Below are 16614 nucleotides of genomic sequence, written 5' to 3'. Positions count from 1 at the left end.
CGACTTTCACTTGGGGGATTGGACGGGCCCCACCTTGACCCGGCCAGGCTGGGGCCGCCACCGCTTCGGCACTGTCCGGACAACTCCGGATCATCTGGGCGGCACACGATCGCCGCCCGCACGCCACCGCTGATTCACCCCTCCCGAGGGGCGAGCCCGCCCCGCCCAGTTCGAGATCATCCGCTCCCGTCCTGTCTTATCCGGAGCCGTCCGGAATCATCCGGCAACGTTCGGAACCGTCTGGGTCCTGCCGGCGCGACAGGCTCAACAGAATTTCCGGATGAGGTGGGATATGCCAATCATGCGAACATCTGTCCCGCCCTGATGCCACCATGACCATCAGCAAGCGCTTCCGTAATTTGTGGATCTCTCTCCTTGCGGCTGAGGCGATGACCGAAGAAGCTCGCGTCGCGGCGTGCCGCGCCTTCCTCGCGCAGCTGAATACGCTGCACGAACAGGCAGGCTCCCCCACGATGTCCGAATTGGAAAAACTATCGGGCGGTACCGGCAATAACGGACACCAACCCCGACTTCTTACCAGGAGCACCACACACGACATATTGCGCGGAAAGCGGAAGAAGGTTCCCAGCTGGCCATGGGTTGCCTCGTTCGTGACCGCCTGTCACGCCGCAGCCGAGCAGACCGGTCTGCCGACCGAAACGATGGGCACACTGACGGACTGGCACGCCCGCTGGCGCGCCGCCCGGGGCGACCAGCCGGCCGTCGCCCTGGACAGCGAGGCGTCGGAAGAGCCGCTGGCGGAACCGTCGAGGGACCCAATGCCACCCGTGCCTTCGTCGCCGACTCCCGCGCCCGACGACGATCCCCTGCTGCCCGCCGAGGACGCGGGACAGCCGGACGAACACGCCCAGCGCATGCTGCAGGTCTACGGCAGGACGGGGGTGCGGTTGATGAAGGACTGCCCGTTCGACGTCAGGGTCGGAGTGAGCCTGGCGGTGATCGCGTTGCTGCGTGGACACGCCCATGAGGGCGTCCAGCGACTGAGGGAGGCCGCCCAGGCCGGCCACCGCGACGCCCTGGAGCTGCTGTCGCATCCACGCCGGCAGCAGATGGCCGCCGACTACGCCTACCGCTGCGGCCTCGGCTACCAGCGCGCCGACCGAACCGAGGTCGCGATGTTCTTCTACAGGATGGCCGCCGACCCGGGAGGCCATCCCGAAGCCGCCTACCAGCTGGCGCTGATCCATCGGGACAAGGGCGAGGGCTGGTCGGCCGCCTACTGGTTCCGCATCGCGGCCGCGAAGGGCCATCACCTGGCGACCGCTGCCTTCGACGGAATCTCCGAAGAGCTCAGCCATGCCCATCCCGGTGAGAGCTGGATGCTGCCGACTGACATGGTCGATTCGTCCCAGCCGCCGCCTCCATCCCTGACCGGCGACCCACCCGCACCGTTGATTTGACGCCCGGAATCTCTTCTCCGGCACCATTTCTATCGGTAGTGATGAGATCACTTCCCGTGAATGGCGGATTTCGCGTTCGCCGCGGCGGAAGGCCCGGCGCGCTTCCTCAGGTCGCCAGGTCGTCCAGATGAGCGGCCAGCACGGCGCTCGTACGGTCAGGGTGCATCGACTCCGGCCGGGTCAGCATGTGGATGGTCAGACCGTCGATGAGGGCGTGCAGCCGCGCCGCCTCGAACTCGGCGTCCCGATGGGCCGCGAGCTCTCCCTGCTCGGCGAGGGCGCGGACGGCCAGGGCCGTCGCCTCCGCCACTCCGTCGTCCGCGCGGCGCAACCAGGCGACGGCGGCCGGGTCGCCCTGGGCCCGCGCGGCAAGCTGCAGCCAGACCTCCGCCTCCGCGCGCCGCTCCTCGTCCATGGGCAGCAGCTCCTCCAGCAGGCGGCGTACGGCGACGCGCACGGGTCCGTCGTAGACGGTGGCCTCGATGCGCGCGCGGGCCCGCGCGATGACGTGCTCCATCGCGAAGGCGAGCAGCTCCGCCTGGGTCGAGAAGTAGTGCCGCAGCGCGCTCGGTGACCAGCCGGCCTCGGCCGCGATGCTGCGGACGGTGGCGGCGGCCACGCCGTCCCGGCGCACGACCCGCCACAACGCCTCGGCGATCTCCTCGCGCCGCACCTGGTGGTCCACGATCTTCGGCACAGCTTCCTCCCGCCACGCACCCGCGCGCTTTTTATAGCACACTGTGTGATAAAGGTTAGTAGCACGCCGTGCGAAAAAGGAGCCGGGATGCTGTTCGGACTGATCGTCGCCTGCGAGATCGCGTTCTGGGTCCTGCTGGGCGCGGGGCTCGCCGTCCGTTATCTCCTGCGCAGGCAGCGGCTCGGCGGCCTGCTGCTGCTCGCCGTCCCCCTGGTCGACCTGGTCCTCCTCGTCGCGAGCGTGGCCGACCTCCGCGCCGGCGGGAGGGCGGAGTTCACGCACGGGCTCGCCGCGGCCTACCTGGGGTTCACCGTCGCCTTCGGCCACGACATGGTGCGGTGGGCCGACGTCAGGTTCGCCCACCGCTACGCCGGAGGGCCGCCGCCCGACCGGCGCAAGCTGTACGGCAGGGAGCGGGCCCGATACGAATGGCACGCCTGGGGCAAGGGCATGATCGGCTGGGCCGTCGCCTGCGGCCTGCTGCTGGCCGGGGTCGTGGCCGTCGGCGACCTCGGACACACGGCGGCGCTCCTGGAATGGGCCGGCCGCCTGACGTTCGCCATGGTGGTCTGGCTGGTGTTCTGGCCGCTCGCCTGCACCGTCTTCCCCACCCGCGCGCCGCGGGATGCCCGAGCACCCCATGCCCAAGCACCCCATGCCCAAGCACCCCATGCCCGCGGGTCCCACCCCGACCGGGTGCCGCACGGCACCGGCGAGCCGAAGTGACCGTAGCCCTCGCCGGATCAGGACACCCGGGTCAGGACACCCGAGGGGTCAGGACACGACGCGTGACCAGCGCTCCACCCACTTGTCGTACGCCTTGGGGCGCACCGCGAAGTAGACGCCCCGGAACGCCTGGGCGGTGCCGACACGGTAGTCCGCGCAGATCCGGCGGGCCGCGCCGGTGCACCCCTTGGGGTTGGCGGGGGCGAGCCCCATCCAGGACGAAACCCTGCGCTGCACGTCCGGCGACATCGTGAAGTCGAGCCACTTGTACGCGCACGAGGGGTGCGGGGCCTGGGCCGACACCATCCACGAGTCGGCCCAGCCGGTCACCGGCCGGTCCGTCAGCGCCCTGACCGGCTTGTGCCCGCGCCTGAGCACGTCCAGGTGGTACGGCGTGGCCTGCGCGAGCCATACGGACCCGGTCGCGAAGCCCTGGACGACCTCGACGGGGTCACGCCAGAACGTCCGCTGGTCGTCCCCGTCCGAAGTGAACAGGTCGGCGGCGGCGTCGAGCTGGGCGTCGGTGAGATCGAACGGGTCCTTGATGCCCTCGCCGACGTCCGTGCCCTGGGCCTTGAGCACCAGCGCGGCGTCGGCCAGCGTCAGCGGACGGTCCCGGAACATCACAGGCCCCTTGTCCGTGAAGAGCGACTCCGGGCCGTCGGGGCTGACCTTGCCGGTGTCATAGAGGATCTCGTTGGTCGACCACACGTACGGCACGCCGTAGACGCGCCCGCCCCGGGTGACAGACGGCAGCGTGCGCAGCCGCTTGGGGATCTCGTCGTAACCGTGCAGCAGACCGGTGTTGAGCGGGGCGGCCTTGCCCTCGTCCATCAGCCGGCCGCCCACCTCGGGCGTCGCGGAGATCACGTCGAACGACTGCGGCGGGAAGTCGCCCGGCCGCTCCTGCGCGCGCGGGTCGTAGTAACGCAGGCTGACCTTGCAGCCCGTCGCCTTCTCGAACGTGCCGACCCACTTGACCTTGGGATCGACGCCGCCCCACTCGGCGTACCCGTCGATCGCGACCACGCTGAGCGTTCCCTCGCCGCGCCCGAGGGACGCGAGCGGGGTGGGCGTGGCGCCGGACGAGCGGGACGACGGGCTGGGTCCCGCCTCGCCCGCGGCGGCCGAGGTGCCCGGCGTGGCCACCTTGGTCGCGGGCGAAGGCCGACCGGCGCAGGCGGCGGCGAGCAGTCCCACGGCCGCGACCGTCATGACCAGGTGTGTACGGCGCACGCACGACCCCCCGTGACAGAAGACGGACGCCCCGAGCCTACTGGCCCCCGGCGGCCCGGGGCGTCGCCTGCGACGTCAGGCGTTGGTCGGGAAGCCCAGGTTCACGCCACCGTGGGAGGGGTCGAGCCACCGCGAGGTGACGACCTTGCCCCGGGTGTAGAAGTGGACCCCCTCGGTGCCGTGCACGTGGGTGTCGCCGAACAACGAGGCCTTCCAGCCGCCGAAGCTGTAGAAGGCCATCGGCACCGGGATCGGCACGTTGACGCCGATCATGCCGACCTCCACCTCGTTCTGGAAGCGCCGGGCCGCGCCGCCGTCGTTGGTGAAGATCGCCGTGCCGTTGCCGTACTCGCCGGTGTTGATCAGCTCAAGGCCCTCCTCGTACGAGCGGACGCGCACGATCGACAGCACCGGGCCGAAGATCTCCTCGCGGTGCACGCGGGAGTTCGGCGGCACGTGGTCGAGGACCGTCGGGCCGAGCCAGAAGCCGTTCCCCCGGCCCCCGCGCACGGGGGTCTCCCGGCCGTCGACCACGAGCTTGGCCCCCTCCTGGACGCCGAGGTCGAGGTAGGACGCCACCTTGTCACGGTGGGCGGCGGTCACGAGCGGGCCCATCTGCGACTCGGGGTCGGTTCCCGGCCCGACCTGGAGGTCCCGCACCCGCGACACGATCTTCTCGACCAGCTCGTCGCCGATCGGGTCGACCGCGAGCACCACGGAGATCGCCATGCACCGTTCCCCCGCCGAGCCGAAGCCCGCCGAGACGGCCGAGTCGGCGACCAGGTCGAGGTCGGCGTCGGGCAGCACGAGCATGTGGTTCTTGGCCCCGCCGAGCGCCTGCACCCGCTTGCCGTGCGCCGTCCCGGTCTCGTAGACGTACCGAGCGATCGGCGTGGAGCCGACGAACGACACGGCCCGTACGGACGGGTGCTCCAGCAGCCGGTCCACCGCCGCCTTGTCGCCCTGGACCACGTTGAACACGCCGTCCGGCAGGCCGGCCCGCTGCCACAGCTCGGCGAGCAGCAGCGACGCGGAGGGGTCGCGCTCGGAGGGCTTGAGCACGAACGTGTTCCCGCAGGCGATCGCCACCGGGAACATCCACATCGGCACCATCGCCGGGAAGTTGAACGGCGTGATGCCCGCCACCACTCCCAGCGGCTGGCGGATCGAGTAGGAGTCGACCCGGGTCGAGACGTTCTCCGAGTAGCCGCCCTTGAGCAGGTGGGGGATGCCGCAGGCGAACTCCACGACCTCAAGGCCGCGGGCCACCTCGCCCAGCGCGTCGGAGTGCACCTTGCCGTGCTCGGCCGTGATCAGCGCGGCAAGGTCGTCGCGGTGCGCGTCGAGCAGCTCGCGGAACCGGAACAGCACCTGGGTGCGCTTGGTGAGCGACGCGTCGCGCCAGCCGGGAAAGGCCCGGGCGGCGGCCTCCACCGCGGCGTCGACCTCCTCGGCCGTGGCCAGCGACACCCGGCCGCTCACCTCGCCGGTCGCCGGGTCGAACACCTCCGCCGTACGGCCCGCGCCCTCGGCGAGCGCGCCGTCGATCCAGTGGTTAACGTGCTTCATCGTTGACGGTCTCCAGAGCGGTGACGAGGATGCCCAGGCCCTCGCGGGCCTCGTCCTCGGTGAGCGTGAGCGGCGGGGCCATGCGCAGCGTGCTGCCGTACAGGCCGCCCTTGCCGGCGAGCAGGCCGAGCTTCTTGGTCTCCTCCATGAAGCGGGCGGCGAGGGCCGGGGCGGGCGCGCCGGTGGCGGGGTCGACCAGCTCGATCGCGAACATCAGGCCCTTGCCCCGCACGTCGCCCACGACGGGCAGCCGCCCGGCGGCCTCGCGCAGCCCGGAGATGATGATCTCGCCGGTGCGCGCGGCGTTGGCCTGCAGGTCGTGGTCGAGCACGTAGTCGAGCGTCGCGTTGGCCGCCGCCATCGAGATCGGGTTGCCGCCGAAGGTGGACAGGCCCACGGCGTGCGGGCCGTCCATGAGGTCGCCGCGCGCGACGATGCCGCCGACCGCGAAGCCGTTGCCGAGCCCCTTGGCGAAGGTCATCATGTCGGGCGTCATGCCGTGGTTCTGGATCCCGAAGAAGGCCGAGCCCGTACGGCCCCAGCCGGTCTGCACCTCGTCGGAGATGAACAGGATGCCCTCCTCGTCGAGGACCTCCTTGTAGGCGGCGAACAGCCCGTCGGGGGCCATCGTGAAGCCGCCGACGCCCTGGATCGGCTCGGCGATCAGCGCGGCGACGTCCTTGGTGACGGCCGTGGCGAGCACGTGGCGCAGGTCGTCGACGCAGGCCGCGATGTAGTCGGCGTCCGACATGCCGCGGAACTGCACGAGGTGGCGGTCGGCGCCGTGCAGGAAGTGCACGTTGAGCGGCGACAGCGAGTTGTTCTTCCACGACCGGTTGGAGGTCACGCTGATCGCGCCGAACGACCTGCCGTGGTAGCTCTGCCGCATGGCGAGCACCTGGTCGGACCCGCGGGCGTAGGTGGCCAGCAGCAGGGCGGTCTCGTTGGCCTCCGTGCCGGAGTTGGTGAAGAAGACCTTGGCGTCCGGGATGCCCGACAGGCGGGCGATCTTCTCGGCCAGCTCGACCTGGCTGCGGATCAGATACAGCGTCGAGGTGTGGACGACGCCGGTGGCGAGCTGGCGCTCGACGGCCTCCCGCACCTCGGGCACGTCATACCCGATCATGTTGGTGAGGATCCCGGCGAAGAAATCCAGATAGCTCTTCCCGTTCGCGTCGACGACGCGGTTGCCCTTGCCTCCGACGATTTCGATGGGCTCGTTGTAATAGAGGGCCATCCAGTTCGGCATGACCGCGCGATGGCGTGCGAGAAGGTCCGACATGCTCCGAGTATCCCGGCTGGCGGGTGACCGCCTCACCCGTCAGCCTGTCTGGGATATCTCGAACTTCACTTACACAGTGGTGGCCTGCGCGGGCTCCTCCGCGGAAGCCGGGTCTGCGGCCTTCCGGCGCAGGACCAGCAGCGCGACCAGAGCCGCCGCGAGCGAGCAGGCCGCGCCCACCCACGAGCCGACGGACATCGCCGACACGAACGCCTCGCGTCCGGCGGCGGCCACGGCCGGGTCGCCCAGGGTCGTCGCGACGCCGATCGACTCGCGCGCCGCCGGCGGCGCCGACTCCGGCATGGCCGCGGTGTACGCGGCGGCGAGCACGCTGCCGAGGACGGCCACGCTCAGCGCCATGCCGACCTGCTGCACCGTGTCGTTGAGCGCGGAGCCGACCCCGGCGCGCTCGGGCGGCACCGCGCCCATCAGCGTCGCGTACGCCGCGGGACCGGCCAGGCCGCCGCCGACTCCCATGACCAGGAGGCCGGCGATCAGCGTGCCGTATCCGCCGGTGAGCGTGGACAGCAGGGCGAACCCGGCGGCCATGACGACCAGGCCCGAGGCGATGAGCACCCGGTTGCTCACCTTCCTGCCCAGCGACGCGCCAAGCACGTTGAACACCGCCGCCGCCACCACGTAGGGCAGCAGGGCGAACCCGGCCTTCAACGGGTCGTAGCCCAGGACGAACTGCAGATACTGCGTGATGGCCAGCATGAGCGCGCCCGCGCCGAACGACAGCAGCACGATGGAGAAGCACGCCCCGCTGAACGAGCGGTCCCGGAACAGGCCGAGCGGCAGCATCGAGTGGGGGTTGCGGCGCTCCCACAGCACGAACGCCAGCAGGGCGGCGGCCGAGAGCGCCACCGCGAGGGGGTTGAAGTGCCCGCCGGGCGCGGAGATGACGGCCCAGACCAGCCCGCCCATCCCGGCAGTGGACAGGATCACCCCGAGCGGGTCGGCCCGCCGCGTCTCGCCGTACGTCTCCGGCATGAGCGCGAAGGCCGCGATGATCGCCAGCACCGCGATCGGCACGTTGAGCAGGAAGACCGAGCCCCAGTAGTAGTGCTGGAGCAGGAACCCGCCGACGGTGGGACCGGCGATGACGCCGACCATGGCGACCGAGCTCCACACGGCGATGGCCTTGCGCCGCTCGCTCTCGTCGAACACCGTGATCAGGATCGACAGGGTCGACGGCATCACGCAGGAGCCGCCGACCCCCATCAGCGCGCGGGCCGCGATGAGCTGCCAGGGCTCGGTGACCAGCGTGGCCGCCAGCGACGCGCCACCGAAGAACGCCAGGCCGATCACGAGCATCCGCCGCCTGCCGTACCGGTCGGACAGGCTGCCCGCGGTGAGCAGCAGGCCCGCGAAGACCAGGACGTACGCGTCGATGACCCACTGCACGTCGGACGGCGTGGCGCCGAGGTCGCGCATGAGCGACGGGATCGCGAGGTTGAGGACGGTGTTGTCCACGACCAGGGTCAGCAGGCTCAGACAGAGGACGCCGAGGATCCACCAGCGTCGGGGATGGGACATGAAGGTCTCCTCGAACAGTGTGCGAGTAGTGTCGGACACTGTACGACTCCATCGAACACTGTGCGAGCGAATATTGTGAGGCCGTGTCAGCGAAGCCGTTCTCCTCGGTCTGGACCCGCGAGCGCAAAGGAGGGCGCGAGCAGGGCCTCAGCCGCGACCAGATCGTCCGGGCGGCCGTGGAGCTGCTCGACGCCGAGGGTCTCGACGCGCTCAGCATGCGCAGGCTCGGCGCCCGGCTCGGCGCGGGGGCGACCAGCCTCTACTGGCACGTGGCCAACAAGGACGAGCTGATCGAGCTCGTGATGGACGAGGTCTACTCGGGCGTCGTGGTGCCCGAGGAGGCCGACTGGCGGGAGGCGGCGAGCGTCTTCGCCTACGCCATGCGTCAGGCGGTCTTCGACCATCCGTGGAGCGCGAGCCTCATCGGCGTGGTCCCCGGGCTCGGGCCGAACGCGCTCACCGCGGCCGACCGGTTGATGGGCGCCTTCGTCCGCGCGGGGTTCGAGGGCATCGACGTGGACTACGCCATGACGGCCGTCGTGTCGTACACGCTGGGCGCCACGATCCCCGAGGTCGCCTTTCTCAGCTCGCTGAAGGCCACCGGCAAGAGCGTGACGGAGCTGCAGGCCGCGGTGGACCCGCTCCTGACGAAGCTGTCGGCCGACCTGCCCAACCTGCGGGAGCGCTACGGTTCCTACGCGCACCAGGACTTCGACCCGATCGTGGCCCGGCGGCTCGCCTTCGACTACGGGCTGATGGCCCTCCTCGACGGCCTCGGCACGCGCCTGCGCTGAGATCCGGACGCGACCTGCGCCGAGATCAATGTGTCAGCCGGTGGAGGGTCATCCTTACATTGTGATCAGGTAGCCTCTGAGCATGCTCCCCACGGTGGCAGACGTGCTCGCGCTGGACGCGGTCCGGCGTGGCAGCCCCAGGGTGGTGGCGGGCGGCGACCGGCTGGACACCCGGGTCCGATGGGTGCACGTGGGCGAGGTCCACGACATCGCCCATCTGTTACGCGGCGGCGAGCTGGTCCTCACGACCGGGGTGGCGCTGCCGAGCGAGCCCGACAAGCTGGCCGACTATGTCAGCGACCTGGCCGCCGTCGGCGCCTCGGGCCTGATCGTCGAGCTCGGCCGGCGGTTCGTCCGCGAGCTGCCGAGGGCGGTGGTCAAGGCGGCGGAGGAGCACGGGCTGCCGCTGATCACGCTCGCCCGCGAGACGCCCTTCGTCCAGATCACCGAGTCGGTCCACGCGCGCATCATCGACATCCAGCTCCAGGAGCTGCGGGCCTCCGAGCAGTTGCACGAGGTGTTCACCGAGCTGTCGGTCGAGGGCGCCTCTCCGGCCGAGGTGCTCAACCAGGTCGCCCGCTTCTCCGGCCGCCCGGTGCTGCTGGAGAACCTGGCCCACCAGGTGCTGGCGTGCGACGCGGCCGGGGGCGACACCGGTAGCGTGCTGGCCAACTGGGAGGCCAGGTCGCGCGCGGTGATGCCGTCCGAGCGGACCGCGTACGACGCCGCCGCCGGCTGGCTCGTGACCATGGTCGGCGCCCGCGGCCAGGACTGGGGACGGCTCATCCTGCTGTGCGACGGCCGGCCCAGCCCCCGCGACATCGTGCTCGCCGAACGCGCGGCGACCACGCTCGCACTGAGCCGCCTGCTGGAGCGCCACCAGGAGTCCCTGGAACGGCAGGCGCACGGGACCATACTGACCGGCATCCTCACCCACGCGTACGCCGATCCCGACGAGGCCGCCGCCCGCGCCCGCGCCGTCGGGGTCCCGCTCACCGGGCGCAGGCTCGTGAGCGCCGTGATCCGGCTGACCGCGTCCGTCGGCACCGCGCTGGGCGAGCAGGCCAGGCTGGGCGAGCTCGCCGAGGCCGGCGCCGCCGCCTGCCGCGAGGCCAAGCTGCCCGCCCTGGTCGGGGCGCTGGACCAGAGCCGCGTCGGAGTGCTGCTGCCGCTGCCGCCCCGCATGGCCGCCGAGGCCGCGCTCGGCGCGCTGGCCGAGCGCCTGCGGGCGAACTTCGCCACGCCGTTCGTGCTGGCGGCCGGCTCGGTCGTGGAGTCGATCAAGGACGTACGGCGCGGCTTCCTGGAGGCCGAGCAGGTGGCGGAGGTCGCGGTGCGCCAGCCCGACGGGCGGCCGTTCTACCGCCTGCCCGACCTGCGGCTGCGCGGCCTGCTCCACCTGCTGCGCGACGACGCCCGGCTGCAGACCTTCGCCGAGCGCGAGCTGGGGGCCCTGCTGGCCCACGACGCCCAGCGGCACGGCGACCTGACCAGGATCCTGCGCATCTATCTCGACTCCGGGCGCAACAAGGCGGTGGCCGCGCAGAAGGCCCACCTGTCCCGGCCCGCGTTCTACGACCGGCTGCGGCGGCTGGAACGGGTCCTCGACACCGACCTCGACGACGTCGAGTCGTGCCTGTCGCTGCACGTCGCGCTGCTCGCCCTGGAGACCTTCCGCCGCGAGGCCACCTGATCGCGAACCCGGGACCGTCGTCGAGAGTATGGGAGTGTCGTTGCGAGCACGGGATTTCGGCATCGTCGTGGGCACCGGAACGCCTGGCGGGCACAACGCCATCACCGACGTTCCGGGCGTGAAGGTCGGGCACACCACGCTGATCAGCGGGAGCGGCCCACGGGTGGTCGGCGAGGGCCCGGTGCGCACCGGCGTCACCGTGATCGTCCCGCACGACGGCTCGGCCTTCGACGAGCCTGTCTACGCGGGGCTGCACTGGCTCAACGGCAACGGCGAGATCACCGGGATGGCGTTCCTCCAGGAGTTCGGGCTGCTCGCCTCGCCGATCGGGCTGACGAACACGGGCTCGGTGGGCGTGGTCCGCGACGCGCTCGTCGAGATCGAGGTCGGCTCGCTCGGCAAGGGCCGGCAGGCGTGGTCGCTGCCCGTCGTCGGCGAGACCTGGGACGGCATGCTCAACGACATCGACGGACAGCATGTGAAGGCCGCCCACGTCCGGGAGGCGTACGAGAAGGCGGCGGGCGGGCCCGTCGCCGAAGGCGCGGTCGGCGGCGGCACCGGGATGATCTGCCACGGCTTCAAGGGCGGCATCGGCACGGCCTCCCGCGTCGTGGACGGCTACACGGTGGGCGTGCTCGTCCAGGCCAACCACGGACGGCGGGACCGGCTGACGGTCAACGGCGTCCACGTGGGCAGGAGCCTCCCGGCCTCGGCGCTGCGCCACGAGGAGGCGGGGTCGATCATCGGGATCGTCGCCACCGACGCGCCTCTGCTGCCGCACCAGTGCCGGAGGGTGGCGCAGCGCGCGGGGCTCGGTGTGGCGCGTACGGGCGGCGCCGGGGAGAACTCCAGCGGCGACGGGTTCCTGTGCTTCTCGACCGGCAACCGCAACCTGCCGGCCAGCGCCCTCGACGCGGCCCCTCCGCGCACGTTCCAGGTCACGGTGCTCGCGGACGACTACCTCGATCCGCTCTTCTACGCGGTCATCGAGGCGACCGAGGAGGCCATCGTCAACGCGCTCGTCGCGTCCGAGACGATGACGGGGGCAGACGATTTGACCGTTACAGGGCTCGATGGGCGACTCCTCGCGGAGTTGGTGACACCCGGAACGTAGGTATGTCGTCCCGGGTGTAAGTCCTATCGCACCTGACTACTCTTCGTATACTCGCGCTCACTGGGTGAATCATGCTTACCTCGAAACGTGCCGACGATAAGCGAACCCAAGATCAGCCCGACGGTCGTCGTGCGGGCCCTGTCCGCGCGATTCCCCAAATGGACCATCTGGTGGGGCGAGGCCACCGCGCACTACTGGGGCATGTCCCGGAGGCGTGACGGGCTGCTCGTCCACATCGAAGCCCGGTCCGCACAGGAGTTCGTCCAGCGCGCCCGGGAGATCGATTCCGATCCTCCCTGACGTTTTATGGGCTTATGCCCCTAATGTCCGGCTGTTGTTGGGAAATTCATGCGCTTCGCCGCGTTTCGGTCGTCTCCGGTGGAAATTGTCGCCACGATGGTCCCGCAAGGATCACCGATGGGGAGTAATCGCATGAGACGCCGCCTTGTCGTCGGGGCCGCCCTGCTGGCCCTGACGACGACCATCCCTTCGGCCCCGGCCGCCGCCGAGCCCGTCGCCGGGCTGCCGACGACGAGCTTCCCGCTCGGCGAGCCCGGGATCCCGAAGTCGGCGGCCAAGAGCCTGGCCCCCGGAGTCAGCTACTTCACGCTCCGCCACGGCACGCCGCAGGACGGATACACGGTCAGCGTCGTCGTCAAAGGCAAGGACTTCATGTCGGAGGCCAACGCGCAGGCCCAGGCGACAGCCGTACAGATGGCCGGACTCGAGCCCGTCATCGTGAAGTTCACCCGGCCCGCCGTCGCCGACCACCCCGCCGGCGACTACTTCATGGTGCGGGTGGGCAGCTGGCCGCTCGACCAGAAGGCCGAGGCCGCCGCGGTCGTCAAACAGCTCAAGGACGCCGGGGTGAGCGCGAAGGTCGACTTCCAGGGCGACGACGGCTTCGTCACCACCGGCCCCTGGAGCGTGCGGGTCATCGTCGTCGACCCGCGCACCTTCCGCGGCTCCTACCAGGCGTCCCTGGGCACGAGCGTCGCCAAGCGGGAGAAGGTCTCGGCCATGGCCTCCGCCGCCAAGGCCCTCGCCGCCGTGAACGGCGGCTTCTTCGACATCCACACTCTGCCCGCCTTCCGCGGCGACCCCACGGGCATCTCCGTCGTCGGCGGCAAGCTGCTCAGCGAGGCCGTGGCCGGCCGCGTGGGCCTGGTCCTCCGGGGCCGTACGGCCCGCGTCACCGAGTTGTCGTCCTCGGTCGCCGCGCGGGCGGCCGACGGAGCCACGGCCGAGGTGACCGGCCTCAACCGGGTGCCGAAGCCGGACGAGCTGGTCATGTACACCGAGGAGCTCGGACGGGACACCCCGAAGGACGACGGGATCGAGGTGGTCCTCGACGCCTCCGGCAGGGTGACCGCCGTCCGCGCGTCCGGTGGTCCCGTGACACCCGGCACCCGTGTGCTGCACGGCGTCGGGGCCGCCGCCGGCTGGCTGTCGCAGCACGCGGGCGAAGGCACGGCCGTCACGGTCACGACCCGGGTCACCGACCTGCGGACGAACAAGGCCATCCCGCTGACCCCGGAGACCAACATCATCGGCGGCGCGATCGGCCTGGTCAGGAACGGCAGGACCTCCATCACCGCGGCGCGGGACGGCATGGCCAACACCAACATGATCCTGCGGCGCCACCCCCGTACGCTCGCGGGCGTCACCCGCGACGGCAAGCTCCTCGTCGCGGTCGTCGACGGCCGCGCGCCGGGCAGCACGATCGGCGCCTCGTTCTTCGAGGCGGCCGAGCTCATGCGCTGGCTCGGCGCGCGCGACGCGATCAACCTGGACGGCGGCGGATCGACCACCATGGTCATCGGCAAGAAGGTGGTCAACCGTCCGTCCGACGGCGCCGAGCGGGCGGTCGGCGACGCCCTGCTGATCGTCGGCGCGCGCTGAGCCTGTTTTCGGGCCGCTTACGCGGCCTGCACGCGGGCCTGTTTCCGGGCCTGCACGCGGGGCTGTTTCCGGGCCTGCTTACGCGGCCTGCACGCGGGGCTGCGTACGAGCCTGCTCAGGCCGAGGACGTCGTGAGCAGGCGGGCGATGGACTCGTCATCGCAGGTGTCCCAGAACGTCCCGACCGTGTCTTCGAGGTGGTCGAACGAGGCCGCCTCGAAGAGCACCTCCTGATATTTCGTGATGTCGTACTGGGTGGTCCCCATCGCGGCGAGGTCGAGCGGGCGGATGTCCATCCCGCGAAACTCCTCGATCTCGCCGTACGAGCTGAGGATTCCCGCGCCGTACGCCCTGAGCTCGCCGTCCTCCCGCATCACGCCGAACTCCAGGGTGAACCAGAACACCTTGGACACGAACTCCAGCGCCTCGTCGGTCTCCACCCGGCGGGCAGCACGGCCGGCGGCCCGGTACAGCTCCGCGAAGCGGGGTGAGGCGAGGGTGTTCGCGTGCCCGATCACCTCGTGGATGACGTCGGGTTCGGGGGTGTAGAAGGGCACGGAATGGTGCCGGATGTACTGCGTGGAGTGGAACAGGCCGTCCGCCAGGACGCCGTAGAACTCCCGGAGCGGGACCAGCCCGGCCGCCGGCAGGTAGCGGAAGCCGGTCAGCGGCTCCAGCAGGTCGCCGACCTCCTGAAGCTGCGGGATGCGGGCCTCGGGCAGGCCGAGCCGCTTACTCGCGTCGAGGAACTCGCGCACCGCGTACTTCTGGTGCTTGACCGCCAGCTCCTTGGTGACGAGCGCCCACACATGGTGCTCCTCGTCGGTGTACTCGGCCGTGGGGATGGGGTCACCGGGGGTGTGACCGAGCGCCAGCGCCGCGATCGCATTGCGCCGCTCGCGGTAGACGGCGTCCGCGAAACCGGGGTGGCTCGTGGCCAGCTCGACGACGACGGATCCGTCATCCTTCGTCGCGACCGGGGCGAAATACTGCGCTTCTTCGAACATACTCCCATAGGACAGCAACTATTCGTTTGGCTGGCAAGAGTGACCAGTTCAGGTGTGCGAAACGCTCAAAAAAGCGCATTCGAGGTGGATGTCACTGGTCGATCCGCTCAGTCGAGGCGTACCCTCGGCGCATGCTCGACGCGCTCGACAGCCGCCTCCTGATCACCATGCGGGCCAACCCCCGAATCGGGCTCACCGAACTGGCCCGCCTCCTCGGCGTCGCCCGCGGCACCGTGCAGGCGCGGCTCGACAAGCTCACCGCGCGCGGCGTCATCAGCGACTTCGGCCCGACGATCACGACCGAGCAGATCGGCTATCCGATCCTCGCCTTCGCGTCCCTGCAGATCGCCCAGGGCCGGCTGACCGAGGCCGTGCAGTGGCTCGCGGACGTCCCGGAGATCCTGGAGGTGTACGGCACCAGCGGCCAGGCCGACCTGCTGTGCCGCGTGGTGGCCCACAGCACCCCGCACCTCCAGGAGATCATCGCCCGGATCCTCGCCTCGCCCGCCATCCAGCGGACCGACACGACGATCGCCCTGTCGACCCAGATCCCCTTCCGCATCGAGCCCCTGCTGAAGGCCGCGGTCACGCCTCCCCCGGCATAACGGCCGGACTCAGGCCGATCGGGCCGGGCGGAATTCGGGTGCCGGGCCGGGACGTCCCGCTGCGGGCAGATCAACAGGACGCAGCAGATCAACATGGCCCGGCAGCTCGACAGGGAGCGGCAGATCAACAGGGAGCGGCAGATCAACAGGGCGCAGCAGCTCGACGACGACACGGAGTCCACCCTTGGGGCGCGGGACGATGGGGCTCACCCGCGGACAGCTACGGCGGATGCCGGCGACCGAGGCGGTGCTGCTGACGGTCGTGGCCACCCTGCTCGGCACCGTGATCGGCATCGGCTTCGCCTGGGCCGGCTGCGAGACCATCGTGAAGCGGGCTCTCCGCGACGCCACCATGCACATCCCGTGGTCGTCACTCGGCGCCGTCGTCCTTCTCCGCATTTGCGGGACTCCTCGCCGCTGTCCTCAAGAGCCCCTGCCCCACAGTTAACCAGCCGCCCCACACCCGACCAGCCGCCCCCGCCCCGGTGTTGACCCTTCTCCCACGGCCTGCCGACTGCTTTCCCTCTCGGCTTTCCCTCTCGGCATCGCCGATCGCCCCGCCGCGTGCCTGCTATTCCCATCCCCGGCGCCGCCCGTCACCCCACGGCCTGCTGACTGCACGCCCCAGCGCGTCCCTCGACCTGCGGGCCTGCCGGCTCCTCAACCGTCTCCCCCACCAGCCCCCGACCAGTGCCGATCGACACCCCCGGAAACCGCCCCCGGACATGCGAAAGCCCCGGCCACACCCCGGCCGGGGCCACCACACCACCCACCACACCCACACCCACCGCCCACACACGCAGGAACAAGCAGCGGAAACCAACACCAGCAACCCCGGGAACAAACCCGCGAAAAAGAAAGGTGCCCGGAAATGCGGAAGGGCCACCCCAAACGGGATGGCCCAACCACATATCAAAGATTGTCCGGCGGTGTCCTACTCTCCCACACCGTCCCCGGTGCAGTACCATCGGCGCTGACAGGCTTAACTTCCGGGTTCGGAATGTAACCGGGTGTTTCCCTGCCGCTATGA

The 16614-nt window shown here is 70.6% G+C and carries 15 protein-coding genes and 1 rRNA gene; 9 read left to right on the top strand and 7 right to left on the bottom strand.

The window, feature by feature from the left end; translation table 11 throughout:
• The first annotated feature begins 332 nt into the window (after positions 1-332).
• Positions 333-1421 carry a sel1 repeat family protein gene (locus tag FLV34_RS33085; RefSeq protein ID WP_147944962.1) on the top strand — a complete coding sequence of 363 codons (1089 nt, stop codon included), beginning with the start codon at positions 333-335 and terminating at the stop codon, positions 1419-1421.
• Between the two features lie 106 nt (positions 1422-1527).
• Here the strand turns inward: FLV34_RS33085 and FLV34_RS33080 are convergent, their stop codons facing one another.
• On the bottom strand, positions 1528-2118 hold the full coding sequence (locus tag FLV34_RS33080) for a TetR/AcrR family transcriptional regulator (RefSeq protein WP_147944961.1): 591 nt from the start codon (positions 2116-2118) through the stop codon (positions 1528-1530).
• Between the two features lie 87 nt (positions 2119-2205).
• Here FLV34_RS33080 and FLV34_RS33075 point away from each other — a divergent pair, with 87 nt between their 5' ends.
• Complete coding sequence (locus FLV34_RS33075) at positions 2206-2844, top strand: hypothetical protein (protein WP_222709704.1); 639 nt, start codon at positions 2206-2208, stop codon at positions 2842-2844.
• A gap of 48 nt (positions 2845-2892) precedes the next feature.
• Here the strand turns inward: FLV34_RS33075 and FLV34_RS33070 are convergent, their stop codons facing one another.
• The 4 genes from FLV34_RS33070 to FLV34_RS33055 form a co-directional block, all read right to left on the bottom strand.
• On the bottom strand, positions 2893-4059 hold the full coding sequence (locus tag FLV34_RS33070) for an extracellular solute-binding protein (RefSeq protein ID WP_147944960.1): 1167 nt from the start codon (positions 4057-4059) through the stop codon (positions 2893-2895).
• Between the two features lie 96 nt (positions 4060-4155).
• Positions 4156-5649: a CoA-acylating methylmalonate-semialdehyde dehydrogenase gene (locus FLV34_RS33065; protein ID WP_142651927.1), complete on the bottom strand. Its 1494-nt coding sequence runs from the start codon at positions 5647-5649 to the stop codon at positions 4156-4158.
• The gene (locus FLV34_RS33060; protein ID WP_147944959.1) at positions 5636-6931 is read right to left on the bottom strand and encodes an aspartate aminotransferase family protein; all 1296 of its coding nucleotides are present in this window, start codon (positions 6929-6931) and stop codon (positions 5636-5638) included. Before FLV34_RS33060 ends, FLV34_RS33065 begins: the two co-directional genes overlap by 14 nt.
• Before the next feature lie 69 nt (positions 6932-7000).
• On the bottom strand, positions 7001-8470 hold the full coding sequence (locus tag FLV34_RS33055) for an MFS transporter (protein WP_147944958.1): 1470 nt from the start codon (positions 8468-8470) through the stop codon (positions 7001-7003).
• A gap of 83 nt (positions 8471-8553) precedes the next feature.
• Between FLV34_RS33055 and FLV34_RS33050 the strand changes: the two genes are divergently transcribed.
• The 5 genes from FLV34_RS33050 to FLV34_RS33030 all read left to right on the top strand — a co-directional run bounded on the left by FLV34_RS33050 (position 8554) and on the right by FLV34_RS33030 (position 13973).
• The gene (locus FLV34_RS33050) at positions 8554-9264 is read left to right on the top strand and encodes a TetR/AcrR family transcriptional regulator C-terminal domain-containing protein (RefSeq protein ID WP_142651930.1); all 711 of its coding nucleotides are present in this window, start codon (positions 8554-8556) and stop codon (positions 9262-9264) included.
• Positions 9265-9346: 82 nt separating this feature from the next.
• Complete coding sequence (locus FLV34_RS33045; protein ID WP_142651931.1) at positions 9347-10957, top strand: PucR family transcriptional regulator; 1611 nt, start codon at positions 9347-9349, stop codon at positions 10955-10957.
• 40 nt (positions 10958-10997) lie between these two features.
• Complete coding sequence (locus tag FLV34_RS33040) at positions 10998-12071, top strand: P1 family peptidase (RefSeq protein ID WP_222709703.1); 1074 nt, start codon at positions 10998-11000, stop codon at positions 12069-12071.
• Between the two features lie 87 nt (positions 12072-12158).
• The gene (locus FLV34_RS33035; protein WP_142651933.1) at positions 12159-12371 is read left to right on the top strand and encodes a hypothetical protein; all 213 of its coding nucleotides are present in this window, start codon (positions 12159-12161) and stop codon (positions 12369-12371) included.
• Between the two features lie 132 nt (positions 12372-12503).
• The gene (locus FLV34_RS33030; protein WP_147944956.1) at positions 12504-13973 is read left to right on the top strand and encodes a phosphodiester glycosidase family protein; all 1470 of its coding nucleotides are present in this window, start codon (positions 12504-12506) and stop codon (positions 13971-13973) included.
• A gap of 115 nt (positions 13974-14088) precedes the next feature.
• Here the strand turns inward: FLV34_RS33030 and FLV34_RS33025 are convergent, their stop codons facing one another.
• A complete protein-coding gene (locus FLV34_RS33025) occupies positions 14089-14979 on the bottom strand; it encodes a phenylalanine 4-monooxygenase (protein WP_147944955.1) in 891 nt (296 codons plus the stop codon).
• Positions 14980-15110: 131 nt separating this feature from the next.
• Between FLV34_RS33025 and FLV34_RS33020 the strand changes: the two genes are divergently transcribed.
• Both FLV34_RS33020 and FLV34_RS33010 read left to right on the top strand, forming a co-directional pair.
• The gene (locus FLV34_RS33020) at positions 15111-15584 is read left to right on the top strand and encodes an Lrp/AsnC family transcriptional regulator (protein WP_142651936.1); all 474 of its coding nucleotides are present in this window, start codon (positions 15111-15113) and stop codon (positions 15582-15584) included.
• A 229-nt stretch (positions 15585-15813) separates the two neighbouring features.
• A complete protein-coding gene (locus FLV34_RS33010) occupies positions 15814-16032 on the top strand; it encodes a hypothetical protein (protein ID WP_205831160.1) in 219 nt (72 codons plus the stop codon).
• Positions 16033-16505: 473 nt separating this feature from the next.
• Here FLV34_RS33010 and rrf read toward each other — a convergent pair.
• Positions 16506-16614 (bottom strand): 5S ribosomal RNA (gene rrf, locus FLV34_RS33000); the annotation flags it as partial.

This window comes from Microbispora sp. CSR-4, from assembly GCF_008033685.1.
Taxonomy (GTDB): domain Bacteria; phylum Actinomycetota; class Actinomycetes; order Streptosporangiales; family Streptosporangiaceae; genus Microbispora.
The sequence above is the reverse complement of the archived record's forward strand: the minus strand, read 5'-3'. Positions and strand labels throughout refer to the sequence as shown.

Excerpts from the sequence above, each read along its gene's own strand:
- FLV34_RS33085 (WP_147944962.1), top strand. The coding sequence starts at position 333 with ATGACCATCAGCAAGCGCTTCCGTAATTTGTGGATCTCTCTCCTTGCG.
- FLV34_RS33075 (WP_222709704.1), top strand. The coding sequence starts at position 2,206 with ATGCTGTTCGGACTGATCGTCGCCTGCGAGATCGCGTTCTGGGTCCTG.
- FLV34_RS33070 (WP_147944960.1), bottom strand. The coding sequence starts at position 4,059 with ATGACGGTCGCGGCCGTGGGACTGCTCGCCGCCGCCTGCGCCGGTCGG.
- FLV34_RS33065 (WP_142651927.1), bottom strand. The coding sequence starts at position 5,649 with ATGAAGCACGTTAACCACTGGATCGACGGCGCGCTCGCCGAGGGCGCG.
- FLV34_RS33060 (WP_147944959.1), bottom strand. The coding sequence starts at position 6,931 with ATGTCGGACCTTCTCGCACGCCATCGCGCGGTCATGCCGAACTGGATG.
- FLV34_RS33055 (WP_147944958.1), bottom strand. The coding sequence starts at position 8,470 with ATGTCCCATCCCCGACGCTGGTGGATCCTCGGCGTCCTCTGTCTGAGC.
- FLV34_RS33045 (WP_142651931.1), top strand. The coding sequence starts at position 9,347 with ATGCTCCCCACGGTGGCAGACGTGCTCGCGCTGGACGCGGTCCGGCGT.
- FLV34_RS33030 (WP_147944956.1), top strand. The coding sequence starts at position 12,504 with ATGAGACGCCGCCTTGTCGTCGGGGCCGCCCTGCTGGCCCTGACGACG.
- FLV34_RS33025 (WP_147944955.1), bottom strand. The coding sequence starts at position 14,979 with ATGTTCGAAGAAGCGCAGTATTTCGCCCCGGTCGCGACGAAGGATGAC.
- FLV34_RS33020 (WP_142651936.1), top strand. The coding sequence starts at position 15,111 with ATGCTCGACGCGCTCGACAGCCGCCTCCTGATCACCATGCGGGCCAAC.
- FLV34_RS33010 (WP_205831160.1), top strand. The coding sequence starts at position 15,814 with ATGCCGGCGACCGAGGCGGTGCTGCTGACGGTCGTGGCCACCCTGCTC.